Consider the following 19,302-nt stretch of genomic DNA (forward strand, 5'->3'; position numbering starts at 1 on the left):
CGAGATGAAGTCGTCCATTACAACATATTTATTGCACTATAGAGTAATTGGGTGGGGCGGAAATCCACCGTTTGATTCCTACAACAAAAAAAAAAGATACAATTGGCCTCCGACCAAAATCCGCACGCGACGCTGCATTAACTGTAAAAGTTCCCACCAAACTAGAAATTTCCTTGCAATTTCCGTTTGCCGAACCATGCAGTGGGGGGGCCTAACAGCGCCACCTAAACTGACGCAGTGGTTATGCGAATGATTCGCGCATGAAAAAGAGGGGCAGACGCCACACGACGTCTGCCCCCCTCGGTTATTTACACGATGCCGTCGTGATGCTCTCGCTTGAAACACATCACGATGGCTCCTCTGATCACTCGAACTCCAACAGAGCGGAATCGAGAGCCGAAAGCGAATCATCTGCCAAGCTGTCCGCTTCTCGGTCGTCGGCGATCAGATCGACCGTATCGCTGTTGATCCAGTCATAAGCGTCCAGATCCACACTGGAATCAAGCACCTCCACGACCGGCACGTCGTCGTTTGCGTTGGCAAACTGTTTATCAAGCCCTGGGGCGAGCGCGAACGCCGAATCAGGCTCGGCCATCACTGCCACAGTCTCGCTCGTCATCATCGCAAACGGCGTTGCAGTGACCGCAGCGGCGGCAATGCTTTCGCCTTGTGCCATTTCACCTGAACCGCTCGCCGGTACCGGCCCACGCAGCATCAATTGGTTGATGACTTGCAACGCATCAAGTGCCGAGATTTGGCGGTCACCGGAGACGTCAAAGTAGTTCGGGCCTCGATCTCCAGGCTGTACCGGGATGCTCGAAACATTGCCACCGGCCAGCATCAGTTTGTTGATGACCAACAACGCATCGAGTGCGGACACGTCACCGTCGGCGTTGACGTCCGAGAAATCATTGGGGTTCTGCAGTCGGCTTGCGACGACCTGAACCGAAACGGTCGCAGGCGTGCTGAACCGACCTTCGTTGTCCGCGATGGAGTAGGTAAACGAATCTCGTCCGACAAACCCAGAGGCCGGGATGTAGCGAATCGTACCATCGCCGAGCGGTACCGCTTCACCACGGTTTGGCGCGGTGACGATTCGGATGCTCGCGAGGTTCAGCGATCCATTCACATCGTCGCTGTCATTAGCCGCGACGTTGATCACGACGGCTTCGTCGACAAACGTGCCTGCGACGTCCGATTTGGCGATTGGTGCCGGGTTGGCATCAATCGTGATCACCGCAGGCTGACTTCGCAGCCCAAGATTATCCGCGACGCTATACGAAAACGTGTCATTGCCCGAGAAACTGGCAAATGGTGTGTAAGTAATCACTCCGTTCAAGTCGATTTGCACCGAGCCGAACACGGGCTGCAATTCGAGACGAACCGATGTCGAATCAATTTCGCCATCGATATCCGAATCATTGTCCAATGGACGAATGATCGTGGCTCCCGAAGCTGCGAGCACTGGATTATCCGCCACCAACGTTGGGGCATCGTTGATTCCATTGATCACGACGCGAACCACCACCGGAGCACTGGTCACGCCCGCGGCGTCACGCACGGTGTACGAGAACGAGTCAGTCAAACTCTCACCGGGTGCGAGAGCCTGCAAGACCGATGATGTCAACGGATTGTAGGTGATTGTCTTGGTCGCAGCATTAAACTTCACACTTGCTCCGCTGACCGAGGTCGATTCGGCAGGCATCACCAACGTCAGCACTTCGCTTGGGTTGGTCAATTTGTCGGGATCCCCGTCGTTGGCGAGCAATTGATCAGCAGAAATCGTCAGCACGGTGTCTTCATCCGATGGATTCAAAACATCCGACAACGGTCGTGGCGGGTCGTTGACCTCGCCGATCGTGATTTGGAATGTGATGGGTGACGAAGTGGCGTCGCCGCTATCGGTTGCACTGACTTCGATCGTAGCCGTGCCCACCGCATTCAATGCCGGCGTGAATCGCAACACACCGGATTCGCTAATCACGGGAAGCGATGCAAATAGGGCCTTGGACGCGTCGGGGATCGTGACGTTGAAGACAACCGTTTGGCTGCTTTCGTCCGCAGGTCCCGGCGAGATTTGCGATGCCCACACTGCGTTGTAAGGACCGCTATCTTCGTCGACGGTAACATCGCCCGCACTCACAAACGTCGGCGGATCATTGACCGCCGTCACGCTGATCGTAAACGTTTGCGTGTCGCCAACGGCATCGTCGCCGATCGCGGCGTCGGTCGGTCCGTTGTCACGCAACTGGGCCGTGAAGACCGCTTGCCCCGCTGCATCCGGTGCCAACGTGTAAGCCAACGTTGCGGACGATCCGTTGATGATCGCGTGAGGTGCGACCGAGAACAGCGAAGTGTTTCCGCTGATCTGCGTGATCACAAACTCAGTCTGCTGAGCGGCAACGGTTGCGGTGCCGTTAAGTTCGTCCAGCGCGGTGGACGGTCCGGCTTGGACATTGGTCGCCCAATCGGGCACCTGCACCACGCCGCGTCCGAGACCGGTGTCTTGATCTTCGATTGACACCACGTCACCTGCACCGCTGAAGATGGGTGCATCGTTGACCGGCAACACATTGATGGCAACGGTGTTGGAGGCAATTCGAGGGTTATTTCGAATGGCCCCGCCGGTGCCCACATCGACGGTCACCCCATCGTCGGTGACGGTGTAAATGATCGAGTCCATCCCTGAGTAATTCGCACGAGGCTTGTAGCGAAGTGCGATCACTTCGCCATTGCCGCCGAGCACTTGTGTCAACGTTCCGCCATTAAGCGAAGTGACCGGAATCGGGGTACCAAGCGACAACGTTTGATTGCCACCAGGCGTCACATTGGCGGCTTCGTTGGCCGGTCCGACTGCAAACACGTCCAACAAGCCTGGGTTCGTGCTGTCGCCGCGGACGCGGATTTCAATTTCGCCATCTTCCAGCATCGTGAATTGAAGCGGGTTGACGGCGGGGTTGATCTGAGGCGGATCGTTAACCGGTTGAACCTGAATCGTCATGGTTTTCGCAAGCGACGAAATCAAGTCGCCACGTGTTGCGTTTCCAGGCCCATCGTCAGTGGCGACAATTTCGAACTGGAACTCGCCGAACACATTGGCTGCCGGACGGAAGGTCAAACGTCCGTTGGAATCAATCGATGGGAACTGCGAAAAGAACTGTGCCGCTTGGTTGGTCGGCATGCCCAATGCAGTCACCGTAAACGTGACGTTTTGTCCCGTGTTCGGGTCGATTTCGTCGAACGCGTTGAACGGCGGGCCGGCGTTGATATTGAACGCATAGTTATTGATCGTTACGGCCGCACCATCCTCGGGGACTTCGATAACGGGTCGGCTGATTTCGAACTCGGGTCGGTCATTGACCGGGTTCAAATTCAACCGCACTTGATTGATCGAAGTCAATCGATCCGGCACCAACGCTCCTGCGGCGAGCGAGTAGGTTTCGTTACCGGTACCACTCTTGTCACGCACGGTGTAGGTGAACGTATCGGCGGCGCCGATCACGTTATTGAAATTGGTCGGCGGGATATAGTTCACGCCGATCAGCACGCCGCCGCTAAACACGCTGGTCAATTGACCGCCCAAGTCGGTGGTTTCAGGGAAATCGAACAGCTCGAGCGTTTGCGATCCGCCGGGCAGTGCAGCGATTTCATTGCTCGGTCCGGGAGTAAAGACATCCAACAATCCGATTTGGCTGTAACCCGAAGTTGCCGACGGGCGGTTGATCGGAATGAAGAACGGCTGTGACGTGTCGCCGAGTGCTTGCGTATTGTCTTCACGCAGCGTGTACGTGATCGTGCCGTCCCCGGCGACCGCATACGCTTGGTCGATGATCGGGTTGGCTCCTGCCGGCACGACTTGGTCGCTGGTACCGAGCACGCTGGTGTTCAATCGCGGAGCATCGTTAACCGGACGCACGTTCAAGACAAAGGTTTTGTCGGTCGATCGTGGATCGTTAAACGATGGGTTGTTCGGTTCCGCATCGGTTGCTCGAACAACGTAGGTTGCCGTGCCGAATTGGTCGGGCGCGGGGAACACTTCCAAGCTGCCATCGGCCAACACGCGAGGGCTTTGCAACATCAATCCCGCCGGAACGGTTGAAAGCGAATCAACAATCGTGAACGTCAGCGTTTGCACGTCGATTTCGTCGAGTGCCGTCGCAGGACCGGCCGCTTGGTTGAACACAAACGCAGGCACGGTGGTCGAGAGCGAATCATCACGCTCGAGAATGTCGACCACAGGGAGGTTTTGGAAAACCGGCGGATCGTTGGTCTCGGTGACCGTCAACGTCACCGTCGCCGGTGTTGTCGAACGAACATCGGTTAGGTCGCGATCAGGGATAGCCCCGCCGAACACGGTCGCTCCGTCATCGGCGATCGTAAAGGTGAAGGTGTCGTTGGGATCAAACGGAGCACGTTCGTTGTAATCGACTGGCGGTTGGTAGGTACCGTCGACGAATGCACCGTTCGCGAAATTGAACGTCAAAACCCCACCAATGCTGGTCGTCAGCGACAATTGGCCACTTCCGCCCGGCAAGCTGTCCACATCAACGGTGTTCGAATTGGAGCTGAACGCGACCACGCGAAGTGCTTGGTTTGTCTCGTTGTACGGAGCCGGCAACGAGGCCGCAAAACTGCCGCCGACGCTCGGCTGTTCACCGACCGTGCCGTTGATCAGATTGTCGGCGGTGAATGTCAACACAGCCGGAGCAGCAGGCTCGGCGACTTCGTCCAAAGTCAACGACCGGTCAAATGCCACAGGGGCATCATTGACAGGCTCGAGGAAAATCGTCGAGGTCACGGTGGACGTCAACGGAGCACTGGTTCGCGTTCCATCGACCGCTTCGTCAACACCTTGGTCAATCACCGTGTAGGTGAACAACACCTCGCCATAAACATCCGCTGTCGGAGTGAACAACAAGTCACCGCCGGCGCTGATCGTCAGCGTTCCCAAGCTCGGGTCCACCAAGCCGACGGGGCCAACCAAACTGATCACACCATCGTTACCACGAATGGCTTGGTTTTCGTCCGCGGCATCCTGTGGGCCTCGCAAGTCATTTTCCAACAAGAATTCAGCCGGAATTACCAACGATTGATCTTCGGTTGGTACCGGAGCGGTCAAACCACGCGTGGTGTAGTAGTCGACGAACGCAGGGTTGTCGATCGATACGGAGTCAGTCGCCAAGAACGGTGCGTCGTTCTGTGGCGTGACCCGAATCGAAGCGGTTGCCACCGTGGTCAGTGGATTAGGAAAGGCGGGATCAATCGATCCGTCGGGCAATACCAGGACGCCGTCATCCTCGACCGTGAACAGGAACTCGTCCAACCGGAACTCGCCGGGATTCGGAGGTAGGTTGTCACTGTTGAAGTTCAATTTCGGCGTGTATTGGACCTCGATGAGTGATCCATCGACGTCAAACGTCGCGGTCAACGTTCCGCCTTCGACAGTAATCGCCGTGGTCGATGCGTTGGATTGGTCGATCGTGGTTCCGGTGGCAAGATCGCCTCCGGTAATCGAAATCACTCTCAGCGTTTGATTGGATTCATCAAACGGAGCTTGTGGGATCGCCGGATTTTCATGCCCCGCTGCACCGACAAGCAATTCTGCTGCGGTGATGATCAACGTGTTGTCTTCGGTCGTCACGAACGATTGATCCATCGCCGCCGGCGGATCATTGACCGGAGCAATGTTGATTGTCACTGTCGCGAACGTCGACACGTTGGTCGCATGTTGGCTGATGTTCTCTTGCGTGCTCAACCGATAGGTGAAGGTGTCTTCACCATAAAAATCCTCGTTAGGCGTGTAACGGAATTCGCCGGTAAAGCGGTCGACGATCTCGATTGTTCCATTTTGTGGCAACGCCCCAAGGAAATAGCGAACCGGGAACAATTGGCCGGACAAACCGGTATCGTTGTCAAACAGTGTCCCCTGTGCTCCACCGGCCAACACGTCAAGCACGGTATCCTCAACCGCGTTGAACGTATCGTCGATCGGGGTAGGCAGGGCAATGCTACGCACCGAGATTGGATAATCTTCGACCTCTCCGCCGACGGCCACTCCGGTTGGGCCGAGGTTTCCTTCGGCACTGATGCGGAATCGCATCCACGTTTCGCCATCAAAGGCCGCCGCATACGCTGCGGAATCGCCTGGAATCGTCAGCAAGTTGCCGCCTTCGATCACCGGGGTGCCGGCGAAAATCTGTTCATTCGTCTCGAAGGTGCCATTTTGGTTGAAGTCGATCCATGCGTCCAGCAGTCCGCTGCCGATGACCTCGACATACACGTTGGTGCCTGCGGGATCCAGCGGATTGATGTAACCAAGCGTTTCATCTGCGGTAACCGCACCGGGACCTGCCCCCGGAATGGTAAAGACGCGAACGGCCGAGCCGTTGGGGGCCGTATAGATCCCCGTCGCAACGCCGTCTTCGTCGTCAATAGCGGTAATCGTCAACGTAGCGGATTGGCTGCTGTCGAGCGCGACCACGACGGAATCGCCCGATGCGGCGACGCGAGTCAGAATCGCGTTTAACAATTTGCCCACGACTTCGTCGACGGTATCGGTCACATCAAACGCGACCGCAACATTGTTGGAACTTGGTACGAGCGAACCGGTGATCAACTCGAGCTTCGTGACGACGCCATCGATGTCGATCGTCAGCACTTCGCCACCGGTTGGAACCGCATTGAGCGTTACACTTTGGGTCGCATTGGCAGCCGAACCGGTAATCGTAAATACCGAACTCGATGAAGTGACCGACACCGATACCAAATCGTCATCGGACGCCGGTGACGGATTGCCGTTGATGTCGACGTCGACGTATTGGCCGAGTCGAGGCTGACGATCGTTATTGAGCGTGTGCCGGGCTCCCGAGTCGCTCAATAGCGTTCCGTAGGACACCGGTGCATCGCCATAGTCCAACTTGACGTCCGGCATCAAAATGGTGAAGCGAGTCTCGCCGGTCGCCCGATTCGGTTGCAACGGATTGCCCGCCAAGTCCGAGATTGCTCGGATCGTGGTGCCGTCGCTCTGCAACGCATCCTCATTGTTCAAAATGATTTGGTAGGTCGCATCAGGCCGCCAAATACCACTGATTGGCGTCAACCGCAACGTGCGAGTTGCCGTGTTGTAGCCGATCGTGTAATCGATTCCTGGAAGCAACTCGATTCCATTTTCAATCAAACGGATCTGATCCGAACTGATCGTCGACGCATCAGGACCAATTCCCGAGCCTTCGGTGATCAGAATTTCAAAGAACTCGTAAACCCCGCGGGTCAACTGCAAGAACGTCTGACTCGGGTCGACATCGATATTCTCTGCATCGTTGTCATTGGGCGAGATCAGCTGTGCCTTGGGTCCGGTTGTATCGGAGCGATCAAGTGCACCGCGATCGATATCAACGTTGTTACCTTGTCCAGTGCTGGTCGAACTATTCTTGCGAATCTGTCCCGCCAAGTCACGTTCGGTCACCACGATCGGACTCTGCGAGATCCCCACCGAATTCTTCACCGAAACGATCGAAGGCCGATCCACTTGGCTTTCGATACTGCTATCGATCAAGGGGCTGCCGGCGGCCGGGTAGAAGTTCGGGCTGCCCGCCGCCAAATCAAACACGCCCACGTTGGGATTGACAAACAACGGTCCTGGCGGATTGACGATCGCTTCGGTACCCGTTCCGATTCCGATCGTTGGCGCGCCGTTACCTTGGTACAGCGTTCCTCGCACCACCGTCGGCCCAGCATTTTGGGCGAACAGACCGATCGCGTTGCCAACCAAAACATTGTTTAGCAGCGTCGGCGCGGCACCATTACGAACTTCAATCCCCAAGAAGGAATTGACGATGGTGTTGTTGACGACACGCGAGAACGCCGAAGGTGCGCCCGAGGACGTATCGCCCGCTAACAAGATCCCGTTGTTGTTATTGATCAACAGATTGTTCTGGACGATCGCGCCGGGAATCAGTTGCTCGCTGTTGAGCGTCGGGAAATGCTGAACCGCTCCTGGTTTAGGACGATCGCCTTCACTTGGCACCTTGTTACCAGCCGCCGTATCGCCGGCCGATAGATTCAACGCCGTTCCCGACGAGAAACTGATCACGTTCGAATCCACAATGAATTGACCTTGATCACGATGCCGATTTCGGTCGCCGTTGTCCTCACCGAGCACAACATCTTGGCCCGTGATGACTCCCAACAAATGAATCCGTCCGCTTTCGGGCGAGCTGAAATCACTGCTGCCAAGGTTGTTTGCCGCGGCATAGCCGTGGAACACGATCACCGGATCGGTACCATCGGCAAGCGTGCCGCTACTGGTTGTGACTTCGATACCGAGTGCCGCGCGAACGGATCCGCTGTTGATCGCGTTGCGAATGGTCTGGGCCACCTGGGCTGCGGTGTCCGAAACGCGATACTCAATGACCACATTGTCGGTATCCGCTGGGGTCGTCAGCGAAGGAATGGTGATATCGTTGAATTCGAACCGCAACGTTTCGAAGCCGTTCGAAATGGTAAAGGTATCACCATCGATGATGTCGCTACCGCTGCTTTGCACAATCACATTCAAACCGTCGGCAAGACGCTGATTCACATCGAATCGAGTGTCTTTGCCAATATTGTTAGGGCCCAGGTACTCTTGTCCCAAGCGAATTTCTAGCTGATACGCCCCTGCGGTGATCTCTTGTTGAACCGGACCAACGATCCCGGTAATCGGGTTGTAGTATCGAGCTTCAAAGTAAGGATTGTCCGCCAACGCGGTGCCTTGCGTGCCGCCGGTAAAGCTTTCGCCACGTTCGGCCAATCCGATCACAATATCGTCGATGTAAACACCGTGTGCCCCGCCAAGGCCACGCGAGCGTTCACCGGCTCGCAATAGTCCCGAGACGCTGCGGCTGCCGCTGTAGACACCGTAGTCAGAACCAGGCAGATTGGATCCACCAGCGTTTTCTCCGTTGATCAGCGTCAACGGAGTAAAGCTGTTCGTCGAAGCAACCGGCTTTCCATCGACCGAAACATGCAAGCTATAAGTGTCGCCGGTTGAAACCGTAGCACCAGCGATCCCATTGGGCGGATTATCAAACGAGAAAAACTCTGAGACACCGATCACGTAGGTGCCGGGCTGGGTGAAGGTATACGTGATGTACGGATCGAGCGAGCTATTGCTTCCCGGATCATTCCCAGCATCATCATTTGCGGCAAGCAGATTACCCGACGAATCATAGAGGAACAATTGGAAGTCATCGCTTGAGCTATCGATGTCAAACGTCGCCGTCGTACCAGGGTTGTCGACGGTAAACGAGAAATAGTCGTACGTTCCATCGCCGACGCCGTTCACGGTGACGTGAGGTCGAGCCAGGCTGTTGGCGATGCTGGTATTAAGCGACAGACTCCAAGATTCTCCGTCTAGATTTTGCGCCGTCCCGAGCGTGTCGTTTCCAGGCAGCGAAATGATTCCTTGGCCGCTTGCTTGACTAATGGCCAAGTCGTACAGACGAACCGCGTTGGTGGTGCCCACGACGGGGAACGCTGCAAGACTTGGCAGAGCATCGAGATAATGGATCTCGTTGGCCAACGAGAATTGGATCGCGTCCCGCACTTGGACGGGAGTCATCGAAATATCAACATCAATAGCAACCGCACCCGTGCCAACGCCAGGCGTGCTTTCGATCAGCGATTCCAATCCATCAAACGTATAGGTTCCCGATTGAGTTTCACTCGTGAAATTCACCCAAGCCGGTTTGTTGGCACTGGTGACCGCGGTCGTCGCCGGATCGCCATCCAGTGCGATGAACTGGGCCACTTTTTGCGCCACGTCGGTCGCGGTATCCAGCGGCGAAACGCTGATTTGACCGAGGCCGGCGATGCCAGGCACCAATTCAACAATCGTGCTGCCATCGGGTCGCTGCAGCGTCAAAGGCGCGGTGACCTGGCTGCCCGCAGGCATCTGGACCACCAAACCAAGATCAAATTCGAACGATTTGCTCAGCGTTGGCAACGCGTCGCCCTGATTGGTCACAAGCCGATCAGGCATCTCGCCCGAAACGATTAGAGTTTGTCCGTCGGTCAATTTATAGCCAGCGATCGCTTGAATCTCGCTTTGGTCCGGCCGCGCCTCTCCGGCGGTTGAAAACTCAAAGCGGATCTTCACATCTTGTTGACCCGCCCAAGGACCAAGGTCGATGCGTGCTTGGCGGAAGACGTCGTCGTCAAACAATTCTTGCACGAATCGTTGTTCAAAGACGTTGGTATACCCATTGCTGCCAACCGGGTCGTATTCGTGTTCGGGACCGCGAATATCGTCCCAGACGCGGTTGTTGATCGAATCATCAAAGTTATTCGTTGCAACCAGTTGCCACTCACCGTCGTCACCGGCCACCATCACACGCAGCGAATCACGCATGACGTCATCAAGACCAGCGTCACTGTTGGTCGTGACATTGTCGTCCGCGTTGGTGTTCTCGGTGTCAAGCAAGTAGGTGAAGTACAACATCGGCAGATCATTCGCGGAGAATCCGGAAAGATCGAGCGAGTTACTCTGCACGCTACCGTGGGCACCGCCCAGGAAGTTGTATCCCGAGAAACCTTGAAGATCGTCGGCATCCAAATCGTTGTTGCCGTCCGAGTTGTCACTCACTCGGCCGTCGCCATCCAAATCAAGGTGCGACAGATGATTGAAATCATCGCTCAAGTCATCGAACCCGAATCGAATGGATCCGCCACCGATCAGACCGGCACGGTCATCAAGCGCGTTCACGCCATGTCCAGGCTCACTTCGTAGCGTGTCGCTCAGATGCCACAGCGTCGAATCGAGCGAACTAAAGAACAAACCAGCAAACTCGCCAGAGGTCGCCGTGTTGTCAACCAAAATACTGTCGGCACCAAATTCAAAGATCGGTTGTGCCGTGCGGGTCGTCAAATCGAATGCGTAGTAACGCAGAGGCGTCGAGGAATTGACCGGCGTTCCAGGCGTTGTCGCGCGTCCGACACCGAAGTAAAGATTCGAAATTCCGATCGTGTCGTTGATGTCGCGGAAATTCTCGGGTCCCACACTGACGCGTTCGAGCACCAATTTATTACCGTTCGAATCGGTAATGAAATCGACGCCGGCTACGTAATCGACACCTTCGTGCGCTCCCGGTACATCGGCGGCGGTCGGATCGACGATCAGTGTCGCAAACCCGCGGATGTCCCCGCTGGCGTAGGTGGTGTTGCTGTTTTCGCTGAAGCTAGCTCGCCACACAGCCCCGGTGTCGGTAAAGGCATATAAAAATTGGCCACCATTGATGTCGGTTACCAAATCGGTGACGTTGCCGGTGGGCAACAACGTGTTGGGCGAGATCGTTGGGATCTGAATTTGGGCGACGATATTGGTACCGGCCCAAGGCGTTTCCGCGGGGAAATTGAAGTTGTTGTAGTTGTTCTGGATCCGTGGATCCAGCGGGTTGGCCGATTCGAAGCCACCCGTCATATCGCGACCCGCACGACTGATCGCCGTTCCATCATTGGGGTCGAGTCGATAAATCAGGTTGTTAGCATCCAGATTCGGTTCCGCCGCCCCGATCGTATCATTGGTTCCATTCGTGCCGACATTGGTTCCGGTAAAGGTGCCACGATTGGCGAGTCCATATAGGAACCGAGCCTCCGTCGTGCCGCTGCTGTAATAAGCCAGACTATCAAACACCATCCCTTCGTTGTCGCGATTGTTGACCGCGACCGGCGGATTTGCGTTGTTAAGCGCCCATTCGTAAGTTTCGATTCCGGTCGCCCCAATCGCCGTAAAGACGCCCTCGGCGTCAACGCTATAGGTGGTCGACGTATTGCCATCGTTTCGGGTTGCGTTGCCTTCGTTGCGGATGGCGATGATGTCGCCACGAGCCGATTGGGCCACGGCGCCAATGGGAACCGAAGTCGCCTCTTCGATAATTGCATCGTGACGTCCGGTGAATGGATTGTAAATCGACAACCGCGAGGCGGCGTTTGCATTGACATTCTCGCGAATCGCCAGAAGTGGAATGTCACCGAATTGCCATGGCAGGATGTTGCTGCCGTCATCTTCGAATCCAACTTGCAACGAAACAGTCTCTTGATCGAAACGCGGCTGAACCGGCGTTCCTTCGTTTGCGCTGTTGTTGGTGGTCGGAGCGTAATCAAAGCGATCGTCGATGATCAGCACGGTCGGATCGAGCGGTTCGAGCCGAGCATTGGTATTGACGGGATTGATCTGAGTGAACTGCGTCATATCCGCAGGCATTTGGCCTGTCGTCCCGACGATCACTTGATAATCGCCATCGGGGTTCAATTCCAACGGCCCGATGTAGGCGTCGCGCGTGCCCTGAGAGCCACGCGACAAATCGGCCTCGGTCGTCGGTTGCCCCGGCACGATCGGAGTGATCTGGTCGTCCAAGATGTTCGAGTTGGTTCCGATCGCAATCAGGTTGTTACCGTCGAACAAATACAAATTCGTATCGGGTCGGGTCAAACCATCGGCCCAATCGATATCAAACACCGTGGAAACCTTGTTCGGCGTCGGATCGAGTCCTTGCAACGAGTCACGATCGACGGTGAAGGTATAAACATCGACAGTGTTATCGGCGACCCCGGCGATCGAGATGGCGCCGCGATCGGTATTGCTAAGGCTTCCTAGGTCAATCGTGCCGCCTGGATTGAACAGCTCGCCAGCCAATGGCGAGTGAGCGGGCAACCCAATTGCAACAATCGCATCGGTGGCGTAGCGAAGATCGGCATAACGAACCACGCTGCCGGGGAACTCGTCGGTTTCGCTCAGTCGAATTTGGAATTGATATCCACCTTGGGTTGTACCGCCGGTCAATAGACTTGCATTGATTCCGTTAAGCGTCGTCAGGTCTGCTGCAGGGTTACTGCTGCGAATTCGCACATAGAACGTATTCCGCGTTCCCGTGGTACCCGGCAACACGACTCGCATCCCTGAATCGCCGTCATTTTGGCTGTACAGATCGCGATACTCGCCGGTCACATTGAGCTGCGCGTCATGGTCCAACTGCATCGGCAACGCGTAGCCGTCCCGCACCAGCGAGCTATTCACATAGGTCAATTGACCGTTTTGAGATTCGAACCGCGAATTTTGGCTCAATGCCAACACACGCCCTTGGCCATCGAGCAATTCGAGGACCGTGTCGAGCTGAGCGTCGGTGCGATCGACGTCGAACCAAACCATCGTACCTGCGGTGCCTTCGAAGCTATACAAGTCCTGGTCACGGGGGGCCGCGATAGCGCCGTGCACTTCGAAACCAAGGCGGATATTTTCGTCGCCCGACTTTTCATCGGTAGCCAACGTTCCGAGTTCTTGGTGTTGTCCGATATTGGCGTTCAAGTCGCCGACACCGCCAATCAGACCTTCACGCTCAGTCGCCACTGCGACGTTTCGATCGTGGCTGTAGGGATCAAATTTCAATCCTTGCCAATCGCCAGGACTGGCAGATCCCACGCCGCGGATTGTATCGGTTTGCACCGCACCACTTGGGGTGAAACCGGCACCGACCGTATCATCGTTGATGCTTGTCATCACGACCGGGAAACCGGGTTGGCCGAGCACCATCAAGCGACCACCGATGCGATCGTCAATATCAAGGGATCGCCCGGTCGCCAAAATCTCGGCGCCGTCCACTTTGACGACCAACGACTCGGTCGAACTACTCTCGAGTCGCATCCCGCCATAGGTATGCAGATCGGGAATTTCGATATCGCTGTCCAGGACATGAACGATGTCGGTGTCATCCCAGACGACTTCGGTGGTTAACACTTCACCGCGAATCACCATCCCGTTGATTTCGTTGTTTTCCAACTGGTTGCCACGAACGACGGGCCCCTGGTTGGCCGGCGGGATCGAGTACAGGTCAATCGAACCGGTTTGACGCCCACGGTCTCTGTTGAGTTCGGAATTCAATGAATTGACGTTGATATCGATCACCGCGCCGTTGTTGTCGACAAACGTGTTGCCAACCAAAGTCGGCTGCGCTGCGGTGACATGAATCGTGGCCGCTGAGTTGGGTGCGAACGCATTCCGAGCCCCAATTTGCGAGCCGCCGGTCCCATCCTCATTCTGCTCAAACACACTGTTGGCAATACGGGTTTCGGCTTGATGTATTTGAATCGGGTTGAACGCCGCTGTTCCGCCGCCGACTCCGGTGATCCCGCCTGCGAATGCAACCAACGCGTGATCCAAACTCAACCGACTTGTTGGCGAAGCGTAGATGCCTGCCCACTGGCCGGCACTGCCGGTACCGAAGTCGTCACCATTGGTATCGAAAGTACCGCCTGCACCGTAGCGATCGTCCGCACGCGAGGTAAAGATGACCTCGTTCCCCTCGTTGCCTTCGGCCAACAAGGTCGTACCGAAACCGAGTTCAATTCGCGCGCCTTGGTTCTTGATGATCATGCCTGGATCGATCACCAAGCTAGCGTCCAAGCGGCCTTGACGCACCGTCGCGATACTGACGTCCAAGGACGGCGCGGCAGCGGCCGGGGTGGCCAGGGTATCGATGTAATCGCGTGAGGATTTATCCAGCTGGGCGACCTTTAGGAATGGGCCACCGTTGTAACTGCGGTACAGGATTCGACCGACATAATTGCCCGTCGCCGCGGGAATGTTGGACAGTTTGACGGCACTGCCGGATGCCACGCTCGTTACCGATTGGGCAAGCGAACCTGGACTTTCAAATCCGTAGGCATCGATAAAGGTATAGCTGTACTGATAATTCCCAGCGGGCAACGCACCGGCGCCAGGCTGTTTGGCCAAGCCGATGATCGGGCTCGGACGGGTCGATTCTTCGAACAATCCGCCAGGCGATCCATCGAGCAGCAAGTTTTCGCCTAACACGTGAACGATATCGGTATCGTCAAAGCGAGCCGGAACGACCAATTGCTCAAGCGACCCGCCGGTGGGTGTATCGATACGAACGAATAGCCCGTTGGTCGCATTTTCGGTGATCAAGTTGCCATGGATGCTTGGACCGACACGAACGTAGTCAGTTGCAAATCCGGCTCCGGAAATCGATTGTTTTTGGAACCGCGGCTCGGTGAAGGTCGTGATCGCAAAGGTGTTTGGATCCGCCGAAATGGCTCGCGAATTTTGCTCGATCACGTTGTAGGAAATCTCGGCGCGAGCTTCCGACAAATGGATTGGATCGATCACTCGATTGATCGTTGAAACCTCGCCACCGCCAAACGTGAACTGAGCGTGATTGATGTAGTTGTCAAAAATGCCTTGCCGTTCGGCATCGCTACGACCTTGCAGGCGGTCGACGTCGTTGCGGATTTCGATCCCGCCCCAGTTCCCCGACGCAGGTTGCACCGTCAAAAGCGGATTGCTGTTAACGCCCAAACTGCGGTCGTTGTAGCTGGTGAAGTAGACGGGCAGATCAGGTTTACCCTGAACTTGGATTGAACTTTGGCTGCGATCGACGCCGTCGTCATCACTGCCAATCGAAATTCGGCTGTCCAAGAATTTCATCACCACCCCAGCATCGATCACGAGCTGGATTCCGCCGGGCAGTACGAGATTGCGGCCATCGTCAAGCGTTTGACTTAACGCATCAATGGCTCCAATTTCGTACGCCACATTGTCAAGCGGCGTGCTGATGTCTGCATCGGCACCTCCATTGGGCAGCAAACGCACGACGACATCTTTGGCACCGCCGTCAACCAACGCTTTGGCGGCGGCAAGCGCGTCGGGAATGTTGTCGAACGGGTTCGTTTGCGAACCGAGCAATCCGCTTCCTGCGCCGGACGATTTATTGACATAGACCGTGTTGGCTCCAGACGGTTTGAACCAGAAGTCATAATTGCCACCGGCGACACCATCGCGATCGCCATCCAATTCACTGCCGCCCGCATCGGTGATCGCCAGCCCGACATCGGAACTGAAATCAACGCGTAATTCATACTTACCCTCGCTCACACCGCCAGCCGATGAGACGCCTGAATTGGGGTCATAGTCGTCATTGCCCTCGGCGGCGACACCAACAAAGTAGGTCCCCGGAGTGACGGCGAATTCCACAAACGAATCGCTGCCGAAGTAATCTTCGTTGCTAGAGATCAATTCAAGATTTGACCCCACTTGTCGGAATAGCGACAAACGAGTGTCCAAGGTGCTGGAATCGGACAAACGCTGAGCAAACGTTTGCGCCTTCAGTACGCCCGTCTCGGTGACATTGACGCGGTACAGATCGACATCGAGCGATTCCTGTTGATGCAGGTACAACCCATGGACTAGATCGTTGTCGCCTGGGAATGCCCATTCCGGAATGAACGGACCGGAGCGATCGGTATCGGGGTACTCGTTTTCGGCCCCCTGAATCGTTCCCGGCGGCAAATCGTAAGTGTGCCCCAGACCGATGGCGTGGCCAACTTCGTGCAAGGCCGTTTCAAAGAACGATCCGCCAAAGCGATTGGATGCTTGGTTTTGAAAATCAAGCGAGTCCATCGTGACGCGTCCCGGACCGCCCAGACCCAACACGCCACCAACCCCGCTGGTGATCGTAGGATCCGCCGTGCTGAGGTCGCCGACGATCAAGGCCAACCCGGTTGCTTCGGTTTCATAGAAGTCGATTCCTAACATCGACTCATACAATTCCAACACTTCGCGGAATCGCTCTTCCTGGTCCGGAGTGATATCCGTGAACAACGCCCTGCCGCTACTGCTGGTTCCGTAGGACGTGTTGTGCAAGAACGTGTAGGGCATCGCCGAGATCGAGTTATCGAAATCGCGGAACCCAGGAAACAGATAATGGTCTTCGACTTCGATATCGCGGTGGCCTGGCTCTTGAATGCCGCCCGCATTATCGACCAATGGTGAAATGCCGCGAGCAGTTGTGTTGCGAATTTCTTGACCTACGACCACGGTCGACCAGCTTCCCGTCAACGCGGTCGGGATCGTATTCGCACCGGCAGCGGTCAACCCAGGATCGGTGGCGATGGTGTTGGCAACCGTATGCTCGGTCACGCTGATCGCGCTCAAATTGGTGCTGTCACCGATTCGCAGCCGCAGGGTACTGCCGCCACTGACATTGGTGTCGAGGTTGTCGCCGAAGGTCAACGTGACTTTACGCTCAGCATCAACCTTGGTGACGCTGGCGACGGGAATCACGACATCGTCTTCGCTGGTGACGGTCCCTTGCGTATTGATCAGTTGGTAAAACGCAGGGTTATCGACGGTCGATCCACCCCGGAACAAATCGAGGTCGTCAAAGTAGACGTCGATTTGATCAGGTCGCGAAACGCCGTTGTCGATTGGCTGTGGTACAACCGCGGTGACCTTGCCGCCCAATTCCAATTCGAATCCGATGACGTCTCGCATCTTGGTCGGATCACCAGGAACGGTTTGCGGATTGGTCGGCAAGAACAATGCGCCCGCGACACTGGTCAAATCGTTTGTAATCGACAGCTGGTAGAAACCATCTTTCAAATTCTCGGCGAACCGCAGCGTGACGTTGTGTCCATCGGACTCGACGCCTCGATAGCCAATCGGAACCAATTCCGCATTCGCCTCGAAGTTCCCCGTCTCGCTGTAATAGACTTCGATCGCATCGAGCGTTGATGGATCGATCGAATCGATCCCGCCGAAGGTCAACAACAATTCGGTCGGCGCGGTTTGACGAACGTTTGCGTTGGGTTGGTCCGAGGGATCGAGATCGAACAAATCGCTGCCATTAGGCGCGACCGCAATCAGCCGCGGATCCGACACATTGCTGGGGCTGACCGTCAGCGAATACAGCTGCGATTCGGTCACGTCATCGAGCGTGGGCCCATAGACCGAGCGGCCGAAAACGCCGATCTTGTAGGTTCCCGCTTCGCTCAACCGCACGCCCGAAATGAATTCCGGCCGTCCCAACAGTCCCGCATCCACGCTCTCGATCAGCAACCCATCGGGTCCATACAACTCGAATCGCAGATCGCTCAACTGCGTGGAATCAAACGGACGAATCGTCCCTCCGTCGGGACCGATATTGTAAACTTGCCCATCGGGGGCAAGGATGACGGTGACGACGGAATCAGCCGCCGCGTCAAAGCTGTACCAATCGACATCGCTGTCTCGGTCCAACGAAACGTCATTGACCCGAAGCGCCGTCGTGTCAACGACACCGATGTCAATCGCGTTGGCGGCAACGTCATTATCGTCGAATCGATCGCCATACAAACTTTGGACCGCGAGAATATCGTCATGCTGCGCCCCGCGGAAACGGGTGCTCACAAACGGTTCCATCAACTTCGTCTGCTCGACGGGTTGAACGTGCCCAAGCCCCAAACCGTGACCGATCTCGTGCATCAGCACGTTGTACAACGCAAGATTGTCGCCGGTCGCTCCGTTGGAATTGTTTTGATAGAAGATATCGCCGGTGTCGATAACCATATCACCCGACAGCCCACTTCCGCCGGGGAAATAGTTAAACGCCAACACCCCAAAGTCGCCATCGATCAACGAACCGGCGACACGAAAATCACCACGGACTCCGAGTTCGCCGACGGCAGCACCGCTTTGTGCGAGCCCATCATCATTGGGTTCGTAGACAAATTCGACTCCGCTGAGCGCACTCCAACTGTCATACGCCTTTTGAATCAGCGGAAACCACGGACGCTCGGCCACGGTGTTTCCGCCACCACCGTAGATCCCGTCGAGAAAGGCGATCAAGTTGCTCGTCGCACCAGGGGTATCGGTACCGGAGGTCGGGGTTCCATCGGGCACGATGCTCCACGTCAACGTGATCGAATCCCCGATCATGGCACTCGTCCCGCTGGCCGCCGTGCTCCAGCGGGCCCCAGGCACATTGATCCCGTTGCTGCTGTGACCGGCACTTGTGTGGTCTTCCCACCGCTCGACCACGTCGTCGGGAGTCCCTTCGGCAAAGATCGCATGGGGGTGTAGCGTGATGTCGTCAAACGATGTCCCCACGGCAATCTGAGTACCGCTTGAATCAAGCACCTGAAGCGAGTTTGCCGATGCAACCGACGAACCACTTGCGGTGGCATCGAGACCGCCTTGCGACGATTCCATTGCGAACGAGGCAACCGGATCAAAGCCAGTCAAATCGTTGGACGCTTGGGCTAAGGAAACAAGAGCCTTGGTATCGCTCTGACCCACCATTCCAATTTCAGCAGCCAACAACTCGCGACGCTCAAGCGTCTCGTGATGCAAACGACGTGAAGTGTTTTTCGACAGCGGGGAGGATTTGCGAAAGTTTCGTCGCTGAGTCATGTTCGCCCGAACCTCGAGGGATCGTATTGGAAGGAATATTGGGACAGTCGTGAAAAAAATAAAAGTCAAATGCGTGGTGT

Annotated in this window: 1 protein-coding gene; it reads right to left on the bottom strand. The window is 56.0% G+C overall.

Annotated elements, in window-relative coordinates:
• Nucleotides 1-364: 364 nt before the first annotated feature.
• Entirely contained in the window at nt 365-19,222 is an 18,858-nt protein-coding gene (locus tag ABEA92_RS06825) for a tandem-95 repeat protein (RefSeq protein WP_345683056.1), read from the bottom strand.
• Between the last annotated feature and the right edge of the window lie 80 nt (nt 19,223-19,302).

The sequence above is a fragment of the Novipirellula caenicola genome, from assembly GCF_039545035.1.
Classification (GTDB): Bacteria; Planctomycetota; Planctomycetia; order Pirellulales; family Pirellulaceae; genus Novipirellula; species Novipirellula caenicola.

Excerpts from the sequence above, each read along its gene's own strand:
- ABEA92_RS06825 (WP_345683056.1), bottom strand. The coding sequence starts at position 19,222 with ATGACTCAGCGACGAAACTTTCGCAAATCCTCCCCGCTGTCGAAAAAC.